Below are 18189 nucleotides of genomic sequence, written 5' to 3' on the forward strand. Positions count from 1 at the left end.
CGTGGTGTACAGCCGCCTTGCAGCACACCTTTGGTCAGGTCGCGTGAGCATTTTGCAAAAAATACAGTCATTTACCCGCAAGCCAAGTGCTGCTGGCGGGCGTCGGCAATTTTACCGATAATGGCGCCCACTATTTGGCGTCATAGCTTTGACGATCCGTCGCCCTATCAAACACGTCACCCTGCAAGGAGTTCGGGATGCATGAAGAAGGCAAGGTGGTGTCCCTGGTGGCCGCCATCGATCGCGGCGCGCGTACGCCCTTGCCTTGCCTCCCGGTGCTGCTTTTGCAGGTGCGCGACAAGGCCGCCCTGCAATTGCGTCAGGGCCTGCTGGCGTTGTTCAACAACGCCGACAATACCCTGTTCGAGATGGCCGACAAAGCCACCGAACGCGCCGACCAGAACCTGTATTTCGAAGCCATGCGCGACTTGCGCCTCAAGCGCAAAAGTATCGAGCGCGGCTTTCTCGACAGCTTTCACGACAGCTTTGCGCGCATCTGCCAGGCCGCCCCTCCGGGTTTCATGGCCGCGACCGATAGCCTGCGCAACACGGCGCAACGCGAGCGCGCAACGACCATCGACGGCATGGTTGCACGCGTGCTGGCGCGTGACGGTGTTGCCCTCGGCCAACTGAGCCTGCGCTTGCAGGCCCTGCTCGAGTGCCCCGTGGATCCGCAGCGCAACCCGCTCGGCCCTGCTGCGCTGTGCGGGTACTTCCTCGAAGCCGGGCGTAACCTGGGGGTGGGCCTGCGGGTCAAACTGATCCTGCTGAAGCTTTTCGAACGCTATGTGCTGCGTGACATCGACGTGCTTTATGGCGATGCCAACCAGTTGCTGGCTACCGCCGGCGTGCTGGCAGAACTGGCCCCGGCGCCACGTCGACGAGTTGCGGACCGCCGCCTGGGCGCGCGGCGGGTGCCCCCAGGGGACGCGCCGGGCGATACCCTCGGCGCGGACGATGCCGGGCAGGCTTTCTTCGCCTCGCTGCAGGGCTTGCTTGCACCGGCGCGCGGGCGCATCGCACCACGCTTGCAGCGGGTCGCCACGGCCCAGCCGATCAGCAACGCCGACCTGCTGCGCCTGCTTTCGCACCTGCAGCACTATGTGCCGGCCACCCTCGATGAGGACGGTTTCGAGCTCGGCCAGCAACTCGAACAACTGCTGCTGCGGGTCAGCGTGCGCAGTGGCACCCGTCGGCGTATCGCCCCGGCCGACGAAGACACGATCAACCTGATTGGCCTGTTGTTCGACCAAATTCAGGGCGACGACAACCTGCCGGCCAGCCTGCGCGCGCTGATCGTTCGTCTGCACATCCCCCTGCTCAAGGTGGCGCTGCTCGACAAGGGACTGTTCAGCCGCGCCAGCCACCCGGCCCGTCGCCTGCTCAACGAGATCGGCGACGCGGCGATTGGCTGGGAGAGCGGCAACGAAGGCTTGCGTGACGGCGTGCACCTGCGCGTGGAACACATCGTCCAGCGCCTGCTCAATGACTTCACCGACGACTGCGCGCTGTTCGCCGAACTGCTGGAAGACTTCCTCGCCTACAGCCAGGACGAACGCCGGCGCAACGAGTTGCTCGAACAACGCACACGCGACGCCGAAGAGGGGCGGGTGCGTGCCTTGCAGGCCCGCCAGCAGGTGCAGCAGGCACTCAACCAGCGGTTGCGCGGGCGTGTGCTGCCCGAGGTAGTGGTGCAGATGCTGGTGCAAGCCTGGAGCCAGGTATTGCTGCTGGCCTGGCTGAAGGAGGGTGAGCGTTCCCCGGCGTGGGTCAAGGCGTTGGCCACCATGGATACGTTGCTTGCCAGCATCATTCCCCACCGTGACCCGCAGGCACTCTTGCAGCAGGTACCGGGGCTGCTCAAGGCCCTGCGTGAAGGCCTTGCCAGCGTGGCATTGGACTCGGTGGCGACGCGCGACTTTTTCCAGCAGCTCGAGCAACTGCACCTGCGTGCATGCGCGGGCCCCCGACAGCCGTCTGCCGAGGTGGCCGAGGTGCTGGTGGCCGAAGACATCGTGCTGGCCATCGCTGACGAGGCCGCATGCGCCCCGCTGCACCCACCCGGGGACTACGTTGCCCACTTGCGTGCGGTGCAGCGGCTGCGCATCGGTAGCTGGGTGGAAGTGCTCGACGAGGATGAGCCGCTGCGCTGCAAGCTGGTGGCGCGCATGGAGAGCAGCGACCGCCTGGTGTTTGCCAAGCGCAACGGGCTGCAGGTAAGCCAGTGGACCGTGGCAGGCCTCGCCCAAGCGCTACGTCGCGGCGAAGCGCGGGTGCTGGATGATCGCCTGCTGTTCGAACGGGCTTTGGATGCCGTGCTCCAAGGCTTGCGGCAAAAGCAGGTGCATTGACCCACGGCTGCAGGATTCACATGCACAGCGCCGCACTCGCAGGGCATACTGCGCTCGTGTACCCGGCGCTTTACAGGATCTGCCCCATGCAATTGGACCGTGCCACCGGCTGGTTCCACGGAAACGGAATCACCCACTGCCCTTCGCCGAATTTCAACGCGCGCCCCGAAGGCGAATCGATTTCGCTGCTGGTGATTCACAACATCAGCCTGCCGCCGGCCTGCTTTGGCAGCGGCAAAGTCCAGCAATTCTTTCAGAACTGCCTGGACCCCAACGAGCATCCCTACTTTGCCAGCATCAGCCACCTGACCGTGTCGGCGCATCTGTTCGTCGAGCGTGACGGCGGGGTGACCCAGTTCGTGTCGTTGCTCGACCGTGCCTGGCATGCGGGCGTGTCATGCTTCGACGGGCGTGAGGGCTGCAACGACTTTTCCATCGGTATCGAGCTGGAGGGCACCGATGACCTGCCCTACAGCGATGCCCAGTACAGCGTGCTTGAGCAACTGACCCGGCAGATCCAGGCGGCCTGGCCGGCCATCGACATGGGCCGCATCCAGGGCCATAGCGACATTGCCCCGGTGCGCAAGACCGACCCGGGCCCTGCATTCGACTGGCCGCGATACCGCGCCGCCGTGCAAGCCAACGAGGACAAGGCATGAGTTTTCTGGTGTTGATACTGGCGCTGTGGTTCGAGAAATTCTCCGCCCTGCGCCATCAGGTGCAACGCGATGGTTTTTTCGTCGGTGAACTCGTGCGCCTGGAGCGCAGCGGCAAGGTGCACCCCTGGTGGAGCCTGGCCATTCTGGTGCTGGCCCCCGTGGCGGTGCTGGTGCTGCTGCTGCATGTGCTCGACCCGGTGGCTTATGGCTTGCTTGCCCTGCCGGTGCACCTGCTGGTGCTGATCTACAGCCTGGGCCGCGGGGATGCCAAGGCCGCCCTCGGGCCGTTCCGCGATGCCTGGCGGCGTGGTGACGACCAGGCGGCGCTGCATGTGGCCGAGCGTGACCTGGGGTTGGTGGCCGAAGAGCCCCATGGCTTGTTGGTGCGGGTGCAGGGTTACCTGTTGTGGCAGGCGTATCAAAGCTTCTTTGCGGTGATCTTCTGGTACTTCGTGCTCGGCCCGGGGGCGGCGCTTGCCTATCGCTTGTTGGCGTTGACCGCCGATAACAGCCACCAACCTGCGCTCAAGGCCCGTGCCGAACAATTGCGGCACATCATGGACTGGCTGCCGGTGCGGGTGCTAGCCGTGAGCTTTGCCTTGGTCGGCAATTTTGTCGCGGTGACCCGTGTGATGCTGCACGAACTGCTCAACTGGCATATCAGTGCCGCGCACCTGGTGGCCAGGGTCGGGCGGATTGCCGACGACATCCCCGACGAAGAGGAAAGCCTGCGTGGGCTGGGCCGGCTGGACAGCCTGTGGGAACTGCTGCTGCGCTGCGCGGTGCTGTGGTATGCCGGGTTTGCGCTGTGGACGGTGCTTGTGTAGGGGCGGCCTTGCCGGGGCGCCCCACAAGGCCGCTCCCGCACCTTCCGGCTTCTGGTTAACCTTAAGTTACAAACCTCCGATTCGTTCTGCGCTATACAGGTGGCCTAGTGCTACCCCTCGCAGAACAAAAAGAATCCAAGGAGGTGCCAGTGAAGCGTTTGCTCTACCCGGCCATCGCACTGATGAATCGGCTGAGCTTCGGCCAGAAGTTCAGCCTCATCAGCGTCCTGTTTTTCCTGCCGATGCTGGTCACCAGCAGCTACCTGATGCGCGACGCGTATCAGCAGTACCAGGCCACCCGTGCCGAGTTGCAGGGCATTGACCCGCTCAGGGCCAGCCTGGCATTGCGGGCAGACCTCGAAACCCTCGGCAACCTCCTGCAGATCAACGCCGTGCTCGGCCAGTCGGGCCAGGGCGGTGACCTGGAAGCTCGCATTGCCACGCTGCAGGGCAAGGCCCAGGCGCAGTTGCAGGCATTGCAAGGCCATGACTCCGTTCCCCAGGCCAAGCTCGAAGAGCTGGCGGGAGCCTTCGCCATCGCCGAGGCCGAATCGTCCTTGCAGAACAAGGTCGCCTTGGTCGAGCGGTTGCTGACTCAAGCCCAGGTGCTGAACAAGCTGATCGCGAGCCAATCCGGTTTGAGCCAGGACAGCCAGGCTTCGCTGCGCCAGCTGAGCGAGTTGCTGGGCACTGCCACAGCCCAGGTCACCCAGGCCTTGGGCGAGGGCCGGGCGATGGGCGCGATTGCGCTCGGCAGAGGCTTCATCGACTCGTCCGGTAGCGCCCGCTTCGAAGACTTGCTGCAACGGCTGGAGCGGTTGGCAGCAGACTATGGGCTACGTGTGGATGACGCCCTGGCCAGTGATTCAGGGCTCGGAAAAAGCCTGGCGAATGTGGCCGAGGCGAGCAGGATTTCGGTCAAGCAAGCGGCTGCGTTATTTGAAGAGCAGGTGGTGGTCGCGCAAACCCTGGATGCGCCTTGGCCTGAATTTTATCAACAGGCCAGCGCGTTGATCGCCGACACCTATCGATTGAATGAGGCGATCGTTGGGTATCTGCAAGAGCAATTGCAGGCGCGCCTGGCCCAGCAACACCTGCGCATGCTCGCCTTGGGTGCAGTGCTGGCGGGCGTATTTGCGCTGATTCTCTACTTGTATGGCGGCTTCTACGTATCAACCCGGACGACTTTGCGCAGGCTGAGTGGCGCGATGGACAAGGTGGCGGCGGGTGACATGACCGTCAGCTTCCAGGCCCACAGCCGCGACGAACTCGGTGAACTGGCCCAAGGCTTCAGTGAAACCGTACGCCGTATCCGCAGCCTGATCGACCAGGTCGGCCACACCGTGGTGGCAGTCGAGGAGCAGGCCGGTCAAGTGCTGGCGGTGTCGGCGCGCAGCAATCAGGCCGTCAGCGGCCAGCGCGAACAGATCGAACAGGTCGCCACGGCGATGAACCAGATGAGCGCCACCGCGCAGGAAGTGGCGCGCAGCGCCGCCTTGGCCGCCGATGGCGCGCAGCAGGTCAATCGCGAGAGCGCCAATGGCCGCACGCTGGTGGAAAGCCAGCAAGGCAGCATCGGCCGCCTGGCCGCAGAAATCGACCAGACCGTGCTGGCGATCAATCAGCTGGCAGATGACAGCCGGGCGATTGGCCAGGTACTGGAGGTGATCCGCAGCATCGCCGAGCAGACCAACCTGCTGGCGCTCAATGCCGCCATCGAGGCGGCGCGGGCCGGTGAGCAAGGGCGTGGATTTGCCGTGGTCGCCGACGAAGTGCGTACCCTGGCCAGGCGCACCCAGGATTCCACCGCGCAGATCGCGCTGATGATCCAGCGCTTGCAGGACGGCGTCGGCGCGGCGGTACGGGCCATGGGCAGTAGCCATCAGATGGCCGCCGGTACGGTTGATGAAGCGCGGCAGGTGCAGCAGGCGCTGGGCAACATCCTGGGTGCGGTCGAAGGCATCGTCGAGCAGAACCAGCAGATCGCTGCAGCGGTCGAACAGCAGACGGCGGTGGCCCATGACATCGACCAGAACATAGTCGCGATCAACCGGGCAGCGCAGGACACGACCCAAGGGGCTTGCCAAACCGAGGATGCCAGCCGGGCATTGTCGGGGCAGGTGATGGAGTTGAAGCGGTTGATCGGGGCGTTCAGGGTCTAGTCAGGCATTGAGAAATGTGGGCGCGGGCTTGCCCCGCGAAGAGGCCCGCCCTACCAACCAAACAACTCACAGGCATTCTTGCTAGTGGCCTCAGCCAACAGTTCCGCCTCGATGCCGATCACCTCGGCCAGTGCCTGGGCGATCTCGGGCAGATGCTCGGGGCTGTTGCGCTCGCCGGCAAACATCACCGGCGCCATGTCCGGTGAATCGGTCTCCAGCACGATGCTTTCCAGCGGCAAGCGCGGCAGGGTCTTGCGCAAGCGCAAGGCTTGCGGCCATGTCCCTGCACCGCCAAGGCCAAGGCGAAAACCGAGCTTGATGTACTCCCGCGCTTCTTCATAACTGCCGGCGAAGGCGTGAATGATCCCCGCCCTTGCCGGCTTGTAGCGCTTGAGCGTGGCAATCACCTGCGCATGGCTGCGGCGCACGTGCAGCAGGGCGGGCAGGTCGAAATCACAGGCCATCTGCAACTGTGCTTCGAACAGCGCTTGCTGGCGCTGCTTGTCCAGCGTTTCGACATAGTAGTCAAGGCCGAACTCGCCCACGGCGCACAACCGCGGGTCACCGCGCAGGCGTTCGAGCCACTCGCGCAAGTGCACCAGGTGCTCGGGGCGATGCTGCTCCAGGTAGATCGGGTGCAGCCCCAGCGCGGCATGAATGCGCGCATCGCTGCAGGCCAGGTCCCAGACCCGCTGGAAGTTCGCCTGATACACACCCAATACCACCATACGCTCCACCCCGCGCGCCGCCGCGTCGGCCATGAGGCGCGGGCGGTCGGCGTCGAAGTCGGGGAAGTCCAGGTGGGTGTGGGTGTCGATCAGGCGCATGTTCAGGCCGCCGGGATGCGTTGCTTGAAGGTGCGACCGATGGCGTGCACGCCGGGTTCGTAGCGCTTGTCTTCGATCGCCGCCAGGGCCAGTTCCAGGGCGGTAGCGGCGATCAGGCCGTGTTGCTGGGCCATGGCGTTGACCGGCAGCGGCAGGAAGTCCAGCAACTGGTTGTCACCGAAGGTGCCCAACTGCAGCTGGCGAGAATCGGCCGGGCGCGCTTGCAGTGTGTCGAACACGCCCTGCAGCAGCACATAGGACGTGGTCACCAGGGCATCCGGCAGGCCGCCCAGTTCGTCGATCAGTTGCTGCATCAGGCGCTGGCCGCACTCGCGGCTGAACGCCTCGCCCTGATAACGGCGGACATCGCCGGCGAACCCTTGCACCGCTTCGTCAAAACCACCGGCGCGGGCCTGGCTGACCGACAGTTCGGGGCGCGCACCGATCAGGGCGATGCTCCGTGGTGCGGTGGCCAGCAGGCTGTCGGCCAACTGGCGGCTGGCATCGCGGTCGTCGCTGATGACCGAACAGAAATGGGCCGGGTTCAGGCGCCGGTCGATGGCAATCACCGGCAAGCCGTTGTCCTGCAGCTCACGGTAGCTGTCATCCTCTGGTGGCAGGCAGCTGGCGACGAACAAGGCATCGCAACGGCGGGCACGGAACAGCTGCTGCAACTTGCGCTCACTGTCGGGCTGGTCATCGCTGCTGGCGATCAGCAACTGATAGCCACGGGCGCGGGCGCCTTGTTCCAGCTGCTTGGCGATGCGTGCGTAGCTGGGGTTCTCCAGATCCGGGAGAATGAAGCCCAATGTGCGCGTGTGCCGGCTGCGCAGGCCCGCCGCTTGCGGGTTGGGCGTGAAGCCATGGGCCTCGACCACCGCACGCACGCGCTCGACGGTGCTGTTGCTGATGCGCTGCTGTTCGGCCTTGCCATTGATGACGTAACTGGCAGTGGTCACGGACACACCGGCCAGACGGGCGATATCGCTGAGTTTCACCGAATTTTCCTTGTTATTACCGGGGCTGGCTGTACAACCAGACCACGTAGTTTGACCCGGGCTGGCCGCCACGCGCAGACGACCATTGTCGCAATTGTCCGACAGGATGGGGCTTTTTCCCCGGAAGATTATCGAGTAACGTGGCCGCTTGGTCAGATTAAACGTTTCAGCTATTAATTTTTCTGCCTCGACGGCCGTTTGTGCAAGGCCGTTGAACTGGCTGAATACGTGAATTTCACAACAATACCTCAGTACCCGGCGCAAAAGCGCAAACCGGGGCTGCAAAAGGAGAAGGTCATGCTCGAGCTCGCCAATGAGCAGATAGCCATGGGCCAGACGGCCGCCGACAAGGCCGAGGCATTGCGCCTGCTGGCCGACCGACTGGTTGCCGACGGCCTGGTTGCCGAGGGGTATCTGCAAGGTTTGCAGGCGCGCGAGGCGCAAGGCTCGACGTTCCTTGGCCAGGGCATCGCCATCCCCCACGGCACCCCGCAGACCCGCGACCTGGTTTATGCCACGGGCGTGCGCTTGTTGCAGTTCCCCGACGGTGTGGACTGGGGCGACGGCCAGATCGTCTACCTGGCCATCGGTATTGCCGCACGCTCCGACGAACACTTGCGCCTGCTGCAGTTGCTGACCCGCGCCCTCGGTGAGACCGACCTGGCCGAGGCCCTGCGCCGCGCAAGCTCCGCCGAAGCGCTGCTGAAACTGCTTCAAGGCGCGCCCCAGGCGCTGGCGCTCGATGCCCAGCTGGTAGGCCTGAACCTGCCCGCCGAAGATTTCGACGAGCTCGCCTGGCGCGGTGCCCGGCTGTTGCAGCGGGCCGGTTGCGTCGACAGTGGTTTTGCTGCCGTGCTGCAACAGGCCGAGCCACTGCCCTTGGGCGAAGGTTTGTGGTGGCTGCACAGTGAGCGCCAGGTTCGTCAGCCTGGCCTGGCTTTCATCACCCCGCAGCAGCCGCTGCGTTATCGCGACCAGCCCCTCAACGGCCTGTTCTGCCTGGCCAGCCTCGGTGCCGCCCACCAGGCGCTGTTGGAGCGCCTGTGCGAAGTGCTGATCGAAGGGCGCGGGCAGACGCTCTACCAGGCCACCAGCAGCCGTGCCGTCCTTGAAGTGCTGGGTGGTGAGGCCGCTCCCGACTGGCCCAGCGTGCGCATCGTGCTGGCCAACCCGCATGGCCTGCATGCCCGCCCGGCGAAGATTCTTGCGCAGCTCGCCAAAGGTTTTGCGGGCGAGATCCGCATACGCGTGCTGGACAGCGCGCAGCCGGCAGTCTCGGTCAAGAGCCTCAGCAAGCTGCTGAGCCTGGGTGCACGCCGTGGCCAGGAACTGGAACTGCTCGCCGAGCCTGCTATTGCCAGCGATGCCCTGCCGGCCTTGCTGGCAGCCATCGAACAAGGCCTGGGTGAGGAAATCGAACCCTTGCCGAAAACCGCTGCGCCGGTTGCCGCCACGCCTGTCGAGGTGCTTCAAGCGCCTGCCGCCGGCAGCCGTATCCAGGCCGTGGCTGCCGCCCCGGGCATTGCCAGTGGGCCGGCGCATGTCAGCGTCGAGCGTGACATCGACTACCCGCTGCGGGGCGAATCGCCGACCCAGGAGCGGCTCAAGCTGCGCCATGCGCTGGCGGCGGTGAACGCTGAGCTGCAGGCCTTGGTGCAGCGCAGCGACAAGGCCATCGGCGAGATTTTCGTCACCCATCAGGAAATGCTCGCCGACCCGGCGCTGGCCGACGACGTCGAGCTGCGCCTGGCCCAGGGCGAGAGCGCTGCGGCTGCGTGGATGGCCGTCATCGAGGCGGCAGCGCGCCAGCAGGAAGCGCTGCACGATGCGCTGCTTGCCGAGCGTGCTGCCGACCTGCGCGACATCGGCCGCCGGGTGCTGGCGCAGCTGTGCGGTGTGCAGGCCCAGGCCGAGCCCGAGCAACCTTACGTGCTGGTGATGGGCGAGGTCGGGCCTTCCGATGTCGCCCGGCTTGATCCGGCGCGGGTCGCCGGCATCGTCACCGCTTATGGCGGCGCCACGGCGCACAGCGCGATCGTCGCGCGGGCCCTGGGCATCCCCGCGGTGGTCGGCGCTGGCGCCGGCATCTTGCTGCTGGCGCCGGGCACGCCACTGCTGCTCGACGGCCAGCGTGGTGTGGTCAGCGTTGCGCCAGTGGCGGACGAGTTGCAACGTGCCCTGGCCGAGCGCGACCAGCGCGAACAGCGCCTGCAGGCCGCCTGGGCCCAACGCCACGAACCGGCGGTCAGCCGCGATGGCCATGCCATCGAGGTGTTCGCCAACATCGGCGAGAGCAGCGGCATCGACAAGGTGGTGGAGCAGGGCGCCGAAGGCGTCGGCCTGCTGCGCACCGAGCTGATCTTCATGGCCCACCCCCAGGCGCCCGACGTTGCCACCCAGGAAGCCGAGTACCGGCGGGTGCTCGATGGCCTGGGCGGCCGGCCGTTGGTGGTGCGCACCCTCGATGTGGGTGGCGACAAGCCGTTGCCTTACTGGCCGATCGCCACTGAGGAAAACCCCTTCCTCGGTGTGCGTGGCGTGCGCCTGACCCTGCAACGCCCGCAGATCATGGAAGACCAGTTGCGCGCCCTGCTGCGCGCCGCCGATCAACGGCCTTTGCGGATCATGTTCCCCATGGTCGGCCAAGTGCATGAATGGCGTGAGGCGCGGGCAATGGTCGAGCGCCTGCGCGAGGAAATCCCGGTCGCCGACCTGCAACTCGGCATCATGGTCGAAGTGCCGTCCGCCGCCTTGCTGGCGCCGCAGCTGGCCCGCGAAGTGGACTTCTTCAGCATCGGTACCAACGACCTGACCCAGTACACCCTGGCCATCGACCGTGGCCATCCGAGCCTGTCGGCCCAGGCCGACGGCCTGCACCCGGCGGTGCTGAACCTGATCGACATGACCGTGCGCGCCGCCCATGCCGAGGGCAAGTGGGTGGGCGTGTGCGGTGAACTGGCCGCCGACCCGCAGGCGGTGGCGGTGCTGCTGGGCCTGGATGTCGATGAACTCAGCGTGGCTGCCCGCAGCATTGCCGAAGTCAAAGCCCTGGTGCGCCAGGCCGAATATCAGACGGCCCGCGCCCTGGCGCGCGAGGCCCTGCAACAGGACAGTGCCGCGGCGGTTCGCGCGCTGGTGGAGCGTTACTGAATGGCCAAGATCCTTACCCTGACCCTGAACCCGGCGCTGGACATCACCGTCAGCCTCGACGCCCTGCGCCCTGGGCACGTCAACCGTGCCCAGGAGCAGCACAGCCATGCCGCAGGCAAGGGCTTGAATGTCGCCCAGGTGCTGGCCGACCTGGGGCATGAGGTGACCGTCGCCGGCTTCCTTGGCCAGGACAACCTGCAGCCGTTCGAAGCGCTCATCGCATGGCGCGGCTTTGCCGACTGTTTCGTCCGGGTGCCGGGCGAAACCCGCAGCAATCTCAAACTGGTCGAGGCGGATGGCCGCGTGACCGATATCAACGGGCAAGGCCCAGACGTTGATGAAGCTGGCCGCGCCGCCCTGGAACGCCTGCTGGCGCAGGTTGCCCCCGGGCATGACGCGGTGGTGGTGGCCGGCAGCCTGCCGCGCGGGGTGAGCCCCGAGTGGTTGCGTCAGTTGCTCGGGCAGTTGAAGGCCCAAGGCCTCAAGGTTGCCCTCGACAGCAGTGGCGAGGCCCTGCGTGCCGGCCTGCAGAGTGCCCCTTGGCTGGTCAAGCCGAATACCGAGGAGTTGGGCGAGGTGCTGGGCGTCGCTGTCGACAGCCCAGCCGAGCAACTGGCAGCCGCACAGCAACTGCTGGCCACCGGTGTCGAGCATGTGGTGGTGTCGGCCGGCGAGCAGGGCGTCAGCTGGTTCGCCGCTGCCCAGGCGCTGCACGCCCAGCCGCCGCAGGTGCGGGTCGCCAGTACCGTGGGGGCGGGCGACTCGCTGGTGGCGGGTATGGTCCACGGCCTGTTGCTGGCCGAAGCGCCTGCACAGACCCTGCGCCGCGCCACCGCCATCGCGGCCCAGGCCGTGACCCAGGTCGGCTTCGGTATCCGCGACCGCGAACAATTGGCGCGGCTGGAAGCCGCCGTGCAACTGACAGAACAACAAGAGGGTTGCCGATGAACATTGCCATTGTCACCGCCTGCCCCAACGGCCAGGTGTCCAGCGTGCTGAGTGCCCGCCTGCTGGCGGCTGCGGCCCAGCGCCGTGGCTGGAGCACGAGCGTGGAAGTGCAGGATGCCGAGCATCCCGAACGGCAGCTGACGCCCGCGCAGATCGCCGATGCCGACTGGGTGCTGGTGATCAGCACCGGCCCGGTGGATCTGGCCCGTTTTGCCGGCAAGCGCCTGTACCAGAGCACTCCGTCGCAAGCGCTGGCCGACCGTGAAGGCTTCCTCGACGAGGCAGCTGCCAAGGCCCAGGTACAGGCAGATACCGATCTCGCCGAGCCGCCGCTGGCCACGGCTGGGGTCAAGGTCGTCGCGGTCACCGCATGCCCGACCGGCGTCGCACACACGTTCATGGCCGCCGAGGCCTTGCAGCAGGCTGCGCAACAGCTGGGCTACCAGCTCACTGTCGAGACCCAAGGCTCGGTGGGCGCCCGCAACCCGCTGTCGGCCCAGGCCATCGCCGAAGCCGACGTGGTGCTGCTGGCGGCCGATATCGAAGTGCCCACTGCCCGTTTTGCCGGTAAACGCATCTACCGCTGCGGCACCGGCATCGCCCTCAAGCAGGCGCGTGCCACGCTGGACAAGGCCCTGGCCGAGGCCAAGGTGGAAAGTGCAGGTGATAGTGTGGCCGCAGGCAGCGCGGGCAAGCCCGAGAAGGCCGGTGTCTACAAACATCTGCTGACCGGCGTTTCGTTCATGTTGCCGATGGTGGTGGCGGGCGGCTTGCTGATCGCCTTGTCGTTCGTATTCGGTATCGAAGCCTACAAGGAGCCGGGCACCTTGCCGGCCGCGCTGATGCAGATCGGCGGGGAGGCGGCATTCAAGCTGATGGTGCCGCTGCTGGCAGGTTACATCGCGTGGTCCATCGCCGACCGCCCGGGCCTGGCCCCGGGCATGATCGGCGGCCTGCTGGCCAGCACCCTGGGTGCTGGCTTCATCGGCGGTATCGTCGCGGGTTTTCTGGCCGGCTACAGCGCCAAGGCGATCGCCCGCTGGGCGCGCTTGCCGAGCAGCCTCGAAGCACTCAAGCCGATCCTGATCATTCCGCTGCTGGCCAGCCTGTTCACGGGCCTTGTGATGATCTACGTGGTTGGCCAGCCGGTGGCGGCCATGCTCGTAGGCCTCACCCAGTTTCTCGACAGCATGGGCACGACCAACGCCATCCTTCTCGGGCTGCTGTTGGGCGGCATGATGTGCGTTGACCTGGGCGGGCCGATCAACAAGGCGGCCTATGCGTTTTCGGTCGGGCTGCTGGCATCATCGAGCTACGCGCCGATGGCGGCGACCATGGCTGCGGGTATGGTGCCGCCAATCGGCCTGGGTATCGCCACCTTCCTGGCCCGCCGCAAGTTCGCCCAGAGCGAGCGCGAGGCAGGCAAGGCGGCATTGGCGCTGGGGCTGTGCTTTATCTCGGAAGGGGCAATCCCGTTCGCCGCAAAAGACCCGCTGCGGGTGATCCCGGCGAGTATCGCCGGTGGCGCGTTGACCGGCGCGCTGTCGATGTATTTCGGCTGCAAGCTGATGGCGCCGCATGGCGGGCTGTTCGTGCTGTTGATACCCAACGCCATCAACCATGCGTTGCTGTACCTGCTGGCGATCGTCGCGGGCAGCCTGGTGACGGCTGTGGTGTATGCGGTTATCAAGAAGAGTGAGCAGGTTGAGCTGGCGGTGGCGCCGGTCAAGGGCTGAAGCAATCTGGTGGTATCACCGGCCTCATCGCCGGCAAGCCGGCTCCCACTCAGTTCCCCACTGTTCTCCAGGCACGTGGCGTACCTGTGGGAGCCGGCTTGCCGGCGATAGGGCCGAAACAGGTGCCCGCTATCGCCCATGCTTGCGCCGCAACGGCACCAGCAAATCTCCCAGCCCGTTGTGATCCACTTCGTGCATCAAGGCTAACAACCCACCCAGCTCACCCGCCGGGAATCCCTTGCGGGCGAACCACGCCAGGTAGTCACCCGGCAGGTCGGCAATGATCCGTCCCTGATATTTGCCGAAGGGCATGGTGCGGATGACCAAGAGTTCGAGTGTTTCCGGTTTCATCGGCAGCGCCTGGCAATGGAAGTGCGCCGACCATACTGCAATCTGCACGAGCGCCCAAGCGGCAATCATGCAGAACACCGTTTTCCGACCTGGCGCTATTAATCGTAAGTAGTTGTTCTATAAGGGTTATTTTTAATTTCAGAATTTGGCACGAAGGCTGCTCCTGTTTACATGACTATCACCTGCCAAGGAGTTTCGCCATGAGCAACCCCAACAAAGACGTGATCGACGTACTCAACGACCTGATCGAGTACAGCAAGGACGGCGAGAAGGGTTTCAAGGCTTCGGCCGATGACGTGAAAAACCCTGAGCTGAAAGCGTTCTTCGTGCAGCGTGCCGGCGAATGCGCCAATGCTGCAGGCGAACTGCAGAGTGAAGTGCGTCGCCTGGGCGGCGACCCGGAAACCTCCACCAGCATCAGCGGTGACCTGCACCGTGGCTGGGTCAACCTCAAGTCGATGGTTACCGGCAAGGACGAAGAGGCGGTGCTCAACGAAGTCGAGCGCGGTGAGGACCATGCCCTCAAAGCCTACAAGGAAGCCCGTGAGAAACTGGTCAAGCTGGGCCGCTCGGTGTCTGACCCAAGCTACGCAGTGGTAGAGAAACAGCTGCAAGGCGTACAACGCAACCATGACCAGGTGAAGGCACTGCGCAACGCCGCACGCGCCCGCTCCTAGTCAGCAGGGCCCTCTACCCGGTTGCGGCCATTGGCCTTGGCCCGGTAGAGGGCTTCGTCCGCGGCACCCAGCACCGTCGCCAGGTCGTGTTGGGTGCCAGGGATGTAGACGCCAATGCCGATACTCACGGTGACCGACCGGGCATCATCGGCAAACGGCGCCAAGTCCTCCACGCTGGCACGAATCCGCTCCGCAAGTAGTAGCGCGCCGGCCGCTTCAGTCTCCGGCAATATCACCTGAAACTCCTCCCCACCGTAGCGTGCTGCCAGGTCCGCCGGGCGTCGTATGCAGTGTTCGATTGCCTTGGCCACTTCGCGCAACGCGTGGTCACCGCCAGCGTGGCCATGGCGCTGGTTGAACGCCTTAAAATGATCGATATCCACCATCAGTACCGCCAAGGGCTTGCGGTTGCGTTGCGCGCGCGCCCATTCCAGGCGCAGTACGTGGTCGAGCCGACGGCGGTTGGCCAGCCCGGTCAGGCTGTCGGTGGCGGCCAGGGTAGCGAGGCCCTGTTCCGCTTCCTGGCGGCGGCGCAGTTCGCGGCCCAGCAGCAGGCTCAGCCAGAGAATGCCGATGCACAGCACGCCCGTGGCTACGCTGACCAGAATCGCCGTGCGCCGCCAGGACTCGAACACTTCATCGGCGGAGTGGACCACCATCACGATCAGCGGCAGGTCGGCAACGCGGGAAAACGTATATATGCGCTGGGTTCTGCTGTTGCTCGAACGCGCGGTGAAGCTGCCGCTGTGCTCGCTGAGGATGCGCTTGAAATTCGGCCGCTCGCTGTAGTTGCTGCCGATCATCGGGTCTTGTGCGCGCGAGGGTTGGCGGGCGAGCAACTGGCCGCTGGTGTTGAACAGGTTGATGCTGCTCTCCTGGCCGATGTCCAGGCGTTGAAACAGCTCGCTGAAGTAGGACAACCGCAATGCGCCTGCGGCCAGCCCGGCGAATTCGCCGTTGGCCCCGGAGATACGCCGGCTGAAGCTGATGCACCAGTCCAGGTCGCCAAGCCTGGCCCTGAACGGCGGGCCGACCAGCAGGCCGAGGTTGGGGTTGTGCAGGTGGGCCTGGAACACCCCGGTGTCAGCGAAGTTAGCCTTGCGCGGCACGCTGCTGGTGGAGTCGCCCACCACGTCGCCTTGCTTGTCGAGCCACAGCACGTCGCCGCGCTTCTTGTCCACGAAGGCTTCATTGAACAAAAGGCGCTGGCGCAACGGGCCGGGTATTTCCGGCAGTTCCTTGCGCCCGACCGCCCAGATCAAACCCTGCAGGGACTGATCGTAAAGCTCGGCATTGCGCAAGATATCGCTTTCGATCAGCTGGACGATGTTGTTCGAAGCGCGGATGGCCGACTGCTCGACACTGTCGCGCTCGCGTGCCAGCAGGTAGCTGACGATCGCCACGATAGCGAGCACGGCAAGGCAACTGCCCAGGTTGAGGATCAGCTCGGGGTGCGACCTGTAGAGTGCGAGACGCGGTAATCGAGTGGGCATGCGCGCTACTGCTGAGGCAGGGCCATTTGCGGCGGGCGACATTCTAGGGAAGTGGTGATTGTCGGACAAGATTTGTCCGACGGAATCGCGCTGATCGCAGGCCGCCGCTGGCCCGGTGGGCGCTGGCTTGCCGGCGAAACGGGGGCAGAGCCCCCGCCTGCGATCTCAGATCAGAACACGTTCAACGGGTAATCGACGATCACCCGCAGTTCGTCGTTGTCGCTGTTGCTGTCGATCGACGCATAGCCCTGGCTGCCACGGTGGGCGGCGTAGCGCACCAGCACCGACAAGTCCTTGAAGTCGCCTTCCTGGAACACGTACTTCACGTCCAGGTCACGCTCCCAGTGTGTGGCGTTCTTGCCATCGGCGCGGTAGTAGTCGTAGTGGGTGTTGTTCTGGTCGGCCTTGGTCAGGTCCGCCTCGCCGCGCGAGTACGACACGGTGGTGCTCAGGCCCGGTACGCCGACACCGGCGAAGTTGTACTCGTACTGCAGCTTCCACGAACGTTCGTTGGGTGCGTTGAAGTCCGAGTACATGCGCGAGTTGTCCAGGTACACGCTGTCGCCCAGGTTGATGTAGTCGAACGGCGTGTCGCCGTTGACGCGCTGGTAGGCGGCGGTGACGCTGTGATAACCGGCGTTGACGGTGAAGTGCAGGCTGTAGGTGTTGTTGTCGATCTTGCCCAGCAGCGCCTGGCCGGTGTCCTGGGTATGGTAGAAGTGCACGCCCGGGTTCAGGCTGACCATGTCGTTGACCACGTAGGTGTAGTCGAAGTCAGCGTAATACTGGTTCCAGATGTCCTTCAGCTCGGCGGCGTACAGGTTGGTGGTGATGTTCTCGGTACCGCTCCACGACGCGCCCGCCCAGTTCAGGTGCTTGCTCTTGTCGTGTTCGTCCAGCGACCCGTAATAGGTGTCGATACGGCGGTGGCCACTCTGGTTGTACGGCTTGGTGAAACTCACCTGGCCGCCTTCGAGCAGCAGGCCATCGACGCTGGTGTTGGTCAGGCTCACGCCGCGGAAGGTCTGCGGCAGCATGCGGGTTTCACCGCCAGCGATCACCGGGTTGGTAAGGAACAGGTCACCGGCCTTGAGCTCGGTGTCGAACGCCTTGAGCTTGACGGCTGCGCCAGCAGTGGAGAACGAGTGCGGGGCCGCGCCCAGTTCACCGTCATCTTTAATATGCTCGGGCAGAATGCTGGTGCCGGCATAGCCACCACCGCCGTCGAGCTTCAGGCCGAGCATGGCATGGGCATCGAGCCCAAAGCCGACCACGCCTGGCGTGTAGCCGGACTCGAAACGCGCAACCGCACCCTGGCCCCACTCGCGCTTGTCGCGCACGCCAGCGTTGAGGTTGTTGCGGTTGAAGTAGGCATTGCGCAAATGCAGGTTGAAGGATGAGCCTTCGATGAAGCCATCAGCCTTGTCTTCATCTGCCTGGGCGGCGAAGGGAATCGTTGCAGTCAATGCAATGAACAACGGGGTAAAACGAAACGCGGAAGGCACCGGTACTAGCTCCTTTGGTCTGACGGTGTGGCAGTTTTTATTTTTGAATGTGCAACTTTCTTGTTAGAGACGTAACGGCCGGGCTGATCGTTAAAGCACATAAAAAAAGCCGCTGATTGGCAGCGGCTTTAAAAGGCTAACATATCGGCACCGGTGGTGCCCATGGCATAGCCGAGGGAAAACGGGAGCGGTAGCGGCGCGCGATCAGCTGTCGGCATTAACGTCGCTGGAGACTTTCGAAGCGGTCTGTTCTGCATCTTTGCCTGCGTCGGCCTGGTGCGCGACGGCCTCGCGGGCTTCTTGGTGAACAGCTGCAAGTTCTGCATTACGGGCAACGAAAGCCGGGGATTCTTCGGCCATGGCCAGGGGCGACAACAACAGGGAAGACAGAACGAAAACGCTGGCAATACCCATACTGTTGGACATTTGAAACTACCTTCTTGCGCGGGCAAGTGCTAATGAGGACAGGGCTAAAGTTAGTCCCTTCAGCGCGTGGGAAACAGCA

Annotated in this window: 14 protein-coding genes; 8 read left to right on the forward strand and 6 right to left on the reverse strand. The window is 64.7% G+C overall.

Annotated features, from left to right (window positions below):
- The first annotated feature begins 197 nt into the window (after positions 1–197).
- From ABEH27_RS18445 to ABEH27_RS18460, 4 genes are all read left to right on the forward strand, one after another.
- Positions 198–2351, forward strand: coding sequence for a DUF1631 domain-containing protein (locus ABEH27_RS18445; RefSeq protein WP_346614945.1), 2154 nt, complete (start codon positions 198–200; stop codon positions 2349–2351).
- A gap of 86 nt (positions 2352–2437) precedes the next feature.
- Positions 2438–3010 carry a 1,6-anhydro-N-acetylmuramyl-L-alanine amidase AmpD gene (ampD, locus tag ABEH27_RS18450; RefSeq protein ID WP_346614946.1) on the forward strand — a complete coding sequence of 191 codons (573 nt, stop codon included), beginning with the start codon at positions 2438–2440 and terminating at the stop codon, positions 3008–3010.
- Complete coding sequence (gene ampE / locus ABEH27_RS18455) at positions 3007–3837, forward strand: regulatory signaling modulator protein AmpE (RefSeq protein ID WP_346614947.1); 831 nt, start codon at positions 3007–3009, stop codon at positions 3835–3837. Before ampD ends, ampE begins: the two co-directional genes overlap by 4 nt.
- Positions 3838–3986: 149 nt before the next feature.
- Positions 3987–5999 (forward strand): methyl-accepting chemotaxis protein, encoded by a 2013-nt coding sequence (locus ABEH27_RS18460; protein WP_346614948.1) that lies wholly within the window; start codon positions 3987–3989, stop codon positions 5997–5999.
- Positions 6000–6049: 50 nt separating this feature from the next.
- On the opposite strand, the gene ABEH27_RS18465 is transcribed toward ABEH27_RS18460, so the two are convergent.
- Both ABEH27_RS18465 and cra read right to left on the reverse strand, forming a co-directional pair.
- Entirely contained in the window at positions 6050–6826 is a 777-nt protein-coding gene (locus ABEH27_RS18465) for a TatD family hydrolase (protein ID WP_346614949.1), read from the reverse strand.
- A gap of 2 nt (positions 6827–6828) precedes the next feature.
- On the reverse strand, positions 6829–7824 hold the full coding sequence (gene cra, locus ABEH27_RS18470; RefSeq protein WP_346614950.1) for a catabolite repressor/activator: 996 nt from the start codon (positions 7822–7824) through the stop codon (positions 6829–6831).
- A 297-nt stretch (positions 7825–8121) separates the two neighbouring features.
- Here cra and ptsP point away from each other — a divergent pair, with 297 nt between their 5' ends.
- From ptsP to ABEH27_RS18485, 3 genes are read left to right on the forward strand one after another with little or no spacing between them, the layout of a single operon-like run.
- On the forward strand, positions 8122–10974 hold the full coding sequence (ptsP, locus tag ABEH27_RS18475; protein ID WP_346614951.1) for a phosphoenolpyruvate--protein phosphotransferase: 2853 nt from the start codon (positions 8122–8124) through the stop codon (positions 10972–10974).
- Positions 10975–11922: a 1-phosphofructokinase gene (gene pfkB, locus ABEH27_RS18480; protein WP_346614952.1), complete on the forward strand. Its 948-nt coding sequence runs from the start codon at positions 10975–10977 to the stop codon at positions 11920–11922.
- Positions 11919–13658: a PTS fructose-like transporter subunit IIB gene (locus ABEH27_RS18485; protein ID WP_346614953.1), complete on the forward strand. Its 1740-nt coding sequence runs from the start codon at positions 11919–11921 to the stop codon at positions 13656–13658. Before pfkB ends, ABEH27_RS18485 begins: the two co-directional genes overlap by 4 nt.
- Positions 13659–13787: 129 nt before the next feature.
- Here the strand turns inward: ABEH27_RS18485 and ABEH27_RS18490 are convergent, their stop codons facing one another.
- Positions 13788–14009, reverse strand: coding sequence for a DUF3820 family protein (locus ABEH27_RS18490; RefSeq protein WP_346614968.1), 222 nt, complete (start codon positions 14007–14009; stop codon positions 13788–13790).
- A gap of 200 nt (positions 14010–14209) precedes the next feature.
- On the opposite strand from ABEH27_RS18490, the gene ABEH27_RS18495 reads away from it, so the two are divergent.
- On the forward strand, positions 14210–14686 hold the full coding sequence (locus ABEH27_RS18495) for a PA2169 family four-helix-bundle protein (RefSeq protein WP_346614954.1): 477 nt from the start codon (positions 14210–14212) through the stop codon (positions 14684–14686).
- On the opposite strand, the gene ABEH27_RS18500 is transcribed toward ABEH27_RS18495, so the two are convergent.
- From ABEH27_RS18500 to ABEH27_RS18510, 3 genes are all read right to left on the reverse strand, one after another.
- Positions 14683–16179, reverse strand: a complete 1497-nt coding sequence (locus tag ABEH27_RS18500) for a sensor domain-containing diguanylate cyclase (protein WP_346614955.1) — start codon at positions 16177–16179, stop codon at positions 14683–14685. The two genes, ABEH27_RS18495 and ABEH27_RS18500, sit on opposite strands and share 4 nt — an antisense overlap.
- Positions 16180–16349: 170 nt before the next feature.
- Positions 16350–17684, reverse strand: a complete 1335-nt coding sequence (locus ABEH27_RS18505; protein ID WP_346614956.1) for an OprD family porin — start codon at positions 17682–17684, stop codon at positions 16350–16352.
- Positions 17685–17888: 204 nt separating this feature from the next.
- Positions 17889–18110: a hypothetical protein gene (locus ABEH27_RS18510; RefSeq protein ID WP_346614957.1), complete on the reverse strand. Its 222-nt coding sequence runs from the start codon at positions 18108–18110 to the stop codon at positions 17889–17891.
- Positions 18111–18189: the final 79 nt, after the last annotated feature.

Source organism: Pseudomonas sp. P39-UII1 (assembly GCF_039672635.1).
Classification (GTDB): domain Bacteria; phylum Pseudomonadota; class Gammaproteobacteria; order Pseudomonadales; family Pseudomonadaceae; genus Aquipseudomonas.

Coding starts and splice junctions, on each gene's coding strand:
- ptsP (WP_346614951.1), top strand. CDS start 8,122: ATGCTCGAGCTCGCCAATGAGCAGATAGCCATGGGCCAGACGGCCGCC.
- ABEH27_RS18510 (WP_346614957.1), bottom strand. CDS start 18,110: ATGTCCAACAGTATGGGTATTGCCAGCGTTTTCGTTCTGTCTTCCCTG.
- ABEH27_RS18485 (WP_346614953.1), top strand. CDS start 11,919: ATGAACATTGCCATTGTCACCGCCTGCCCCAACGGCCAGGTGTCCAGC.
- ampE (WP_346614947.1), top strand. CDS start 3,007: ATGAGTTTTCTGGTGTTGATACTGGCGCTGTGGTTCGAGAAATTCTCC.
- ABEH27_RS18445 (WP_346614945.1), top strand. CDS start 198: ATGCATGAAGAAGGCAAGGTGGTGTCCCTGGTGGCCGCCATCGATCGC.
- ABEH27_RS18495 (WP_346614954.1), top strand. CDS start 14,210: ATGAGCAACCCCAACAAAGACGTGATCGACGTACTCAACGACCTGATC.
- ABEH27_RS18490 (WP_346614968.1), bottom strand. CDS start 14,009: ATGAAACCGGAAACACTCGAACTCTTGGTCATCCGCACCATGCCCTTC.
- ABEH27_RS18500 (WP_346614955.1), bottom strand. CDS start 16,179: ATGCCCACTCGATTACCGCGTCTCGCACTCTACAGGTCGCACCCCGAG.
- ABEH27_RS18465 (WP_346614949.1), bottom strand. CDS start 6,826: ATGCGCCTGATCGACACCCACACCCACCTGGACTTCCCCGACTTCGAC.
- ampD (WP_346614946.1), top strand. CDS start 2,438: ATGCAATTGGACCGTGCCACCGGCTGGTTCCACGGAAACGGAATCACC.
- pfkB (WP_346614952.1), top strand. CDS start 10,975: ATGGCCAAGATCCTTACCCTGACCCTGAACCCGGCGCTGGACATCACC.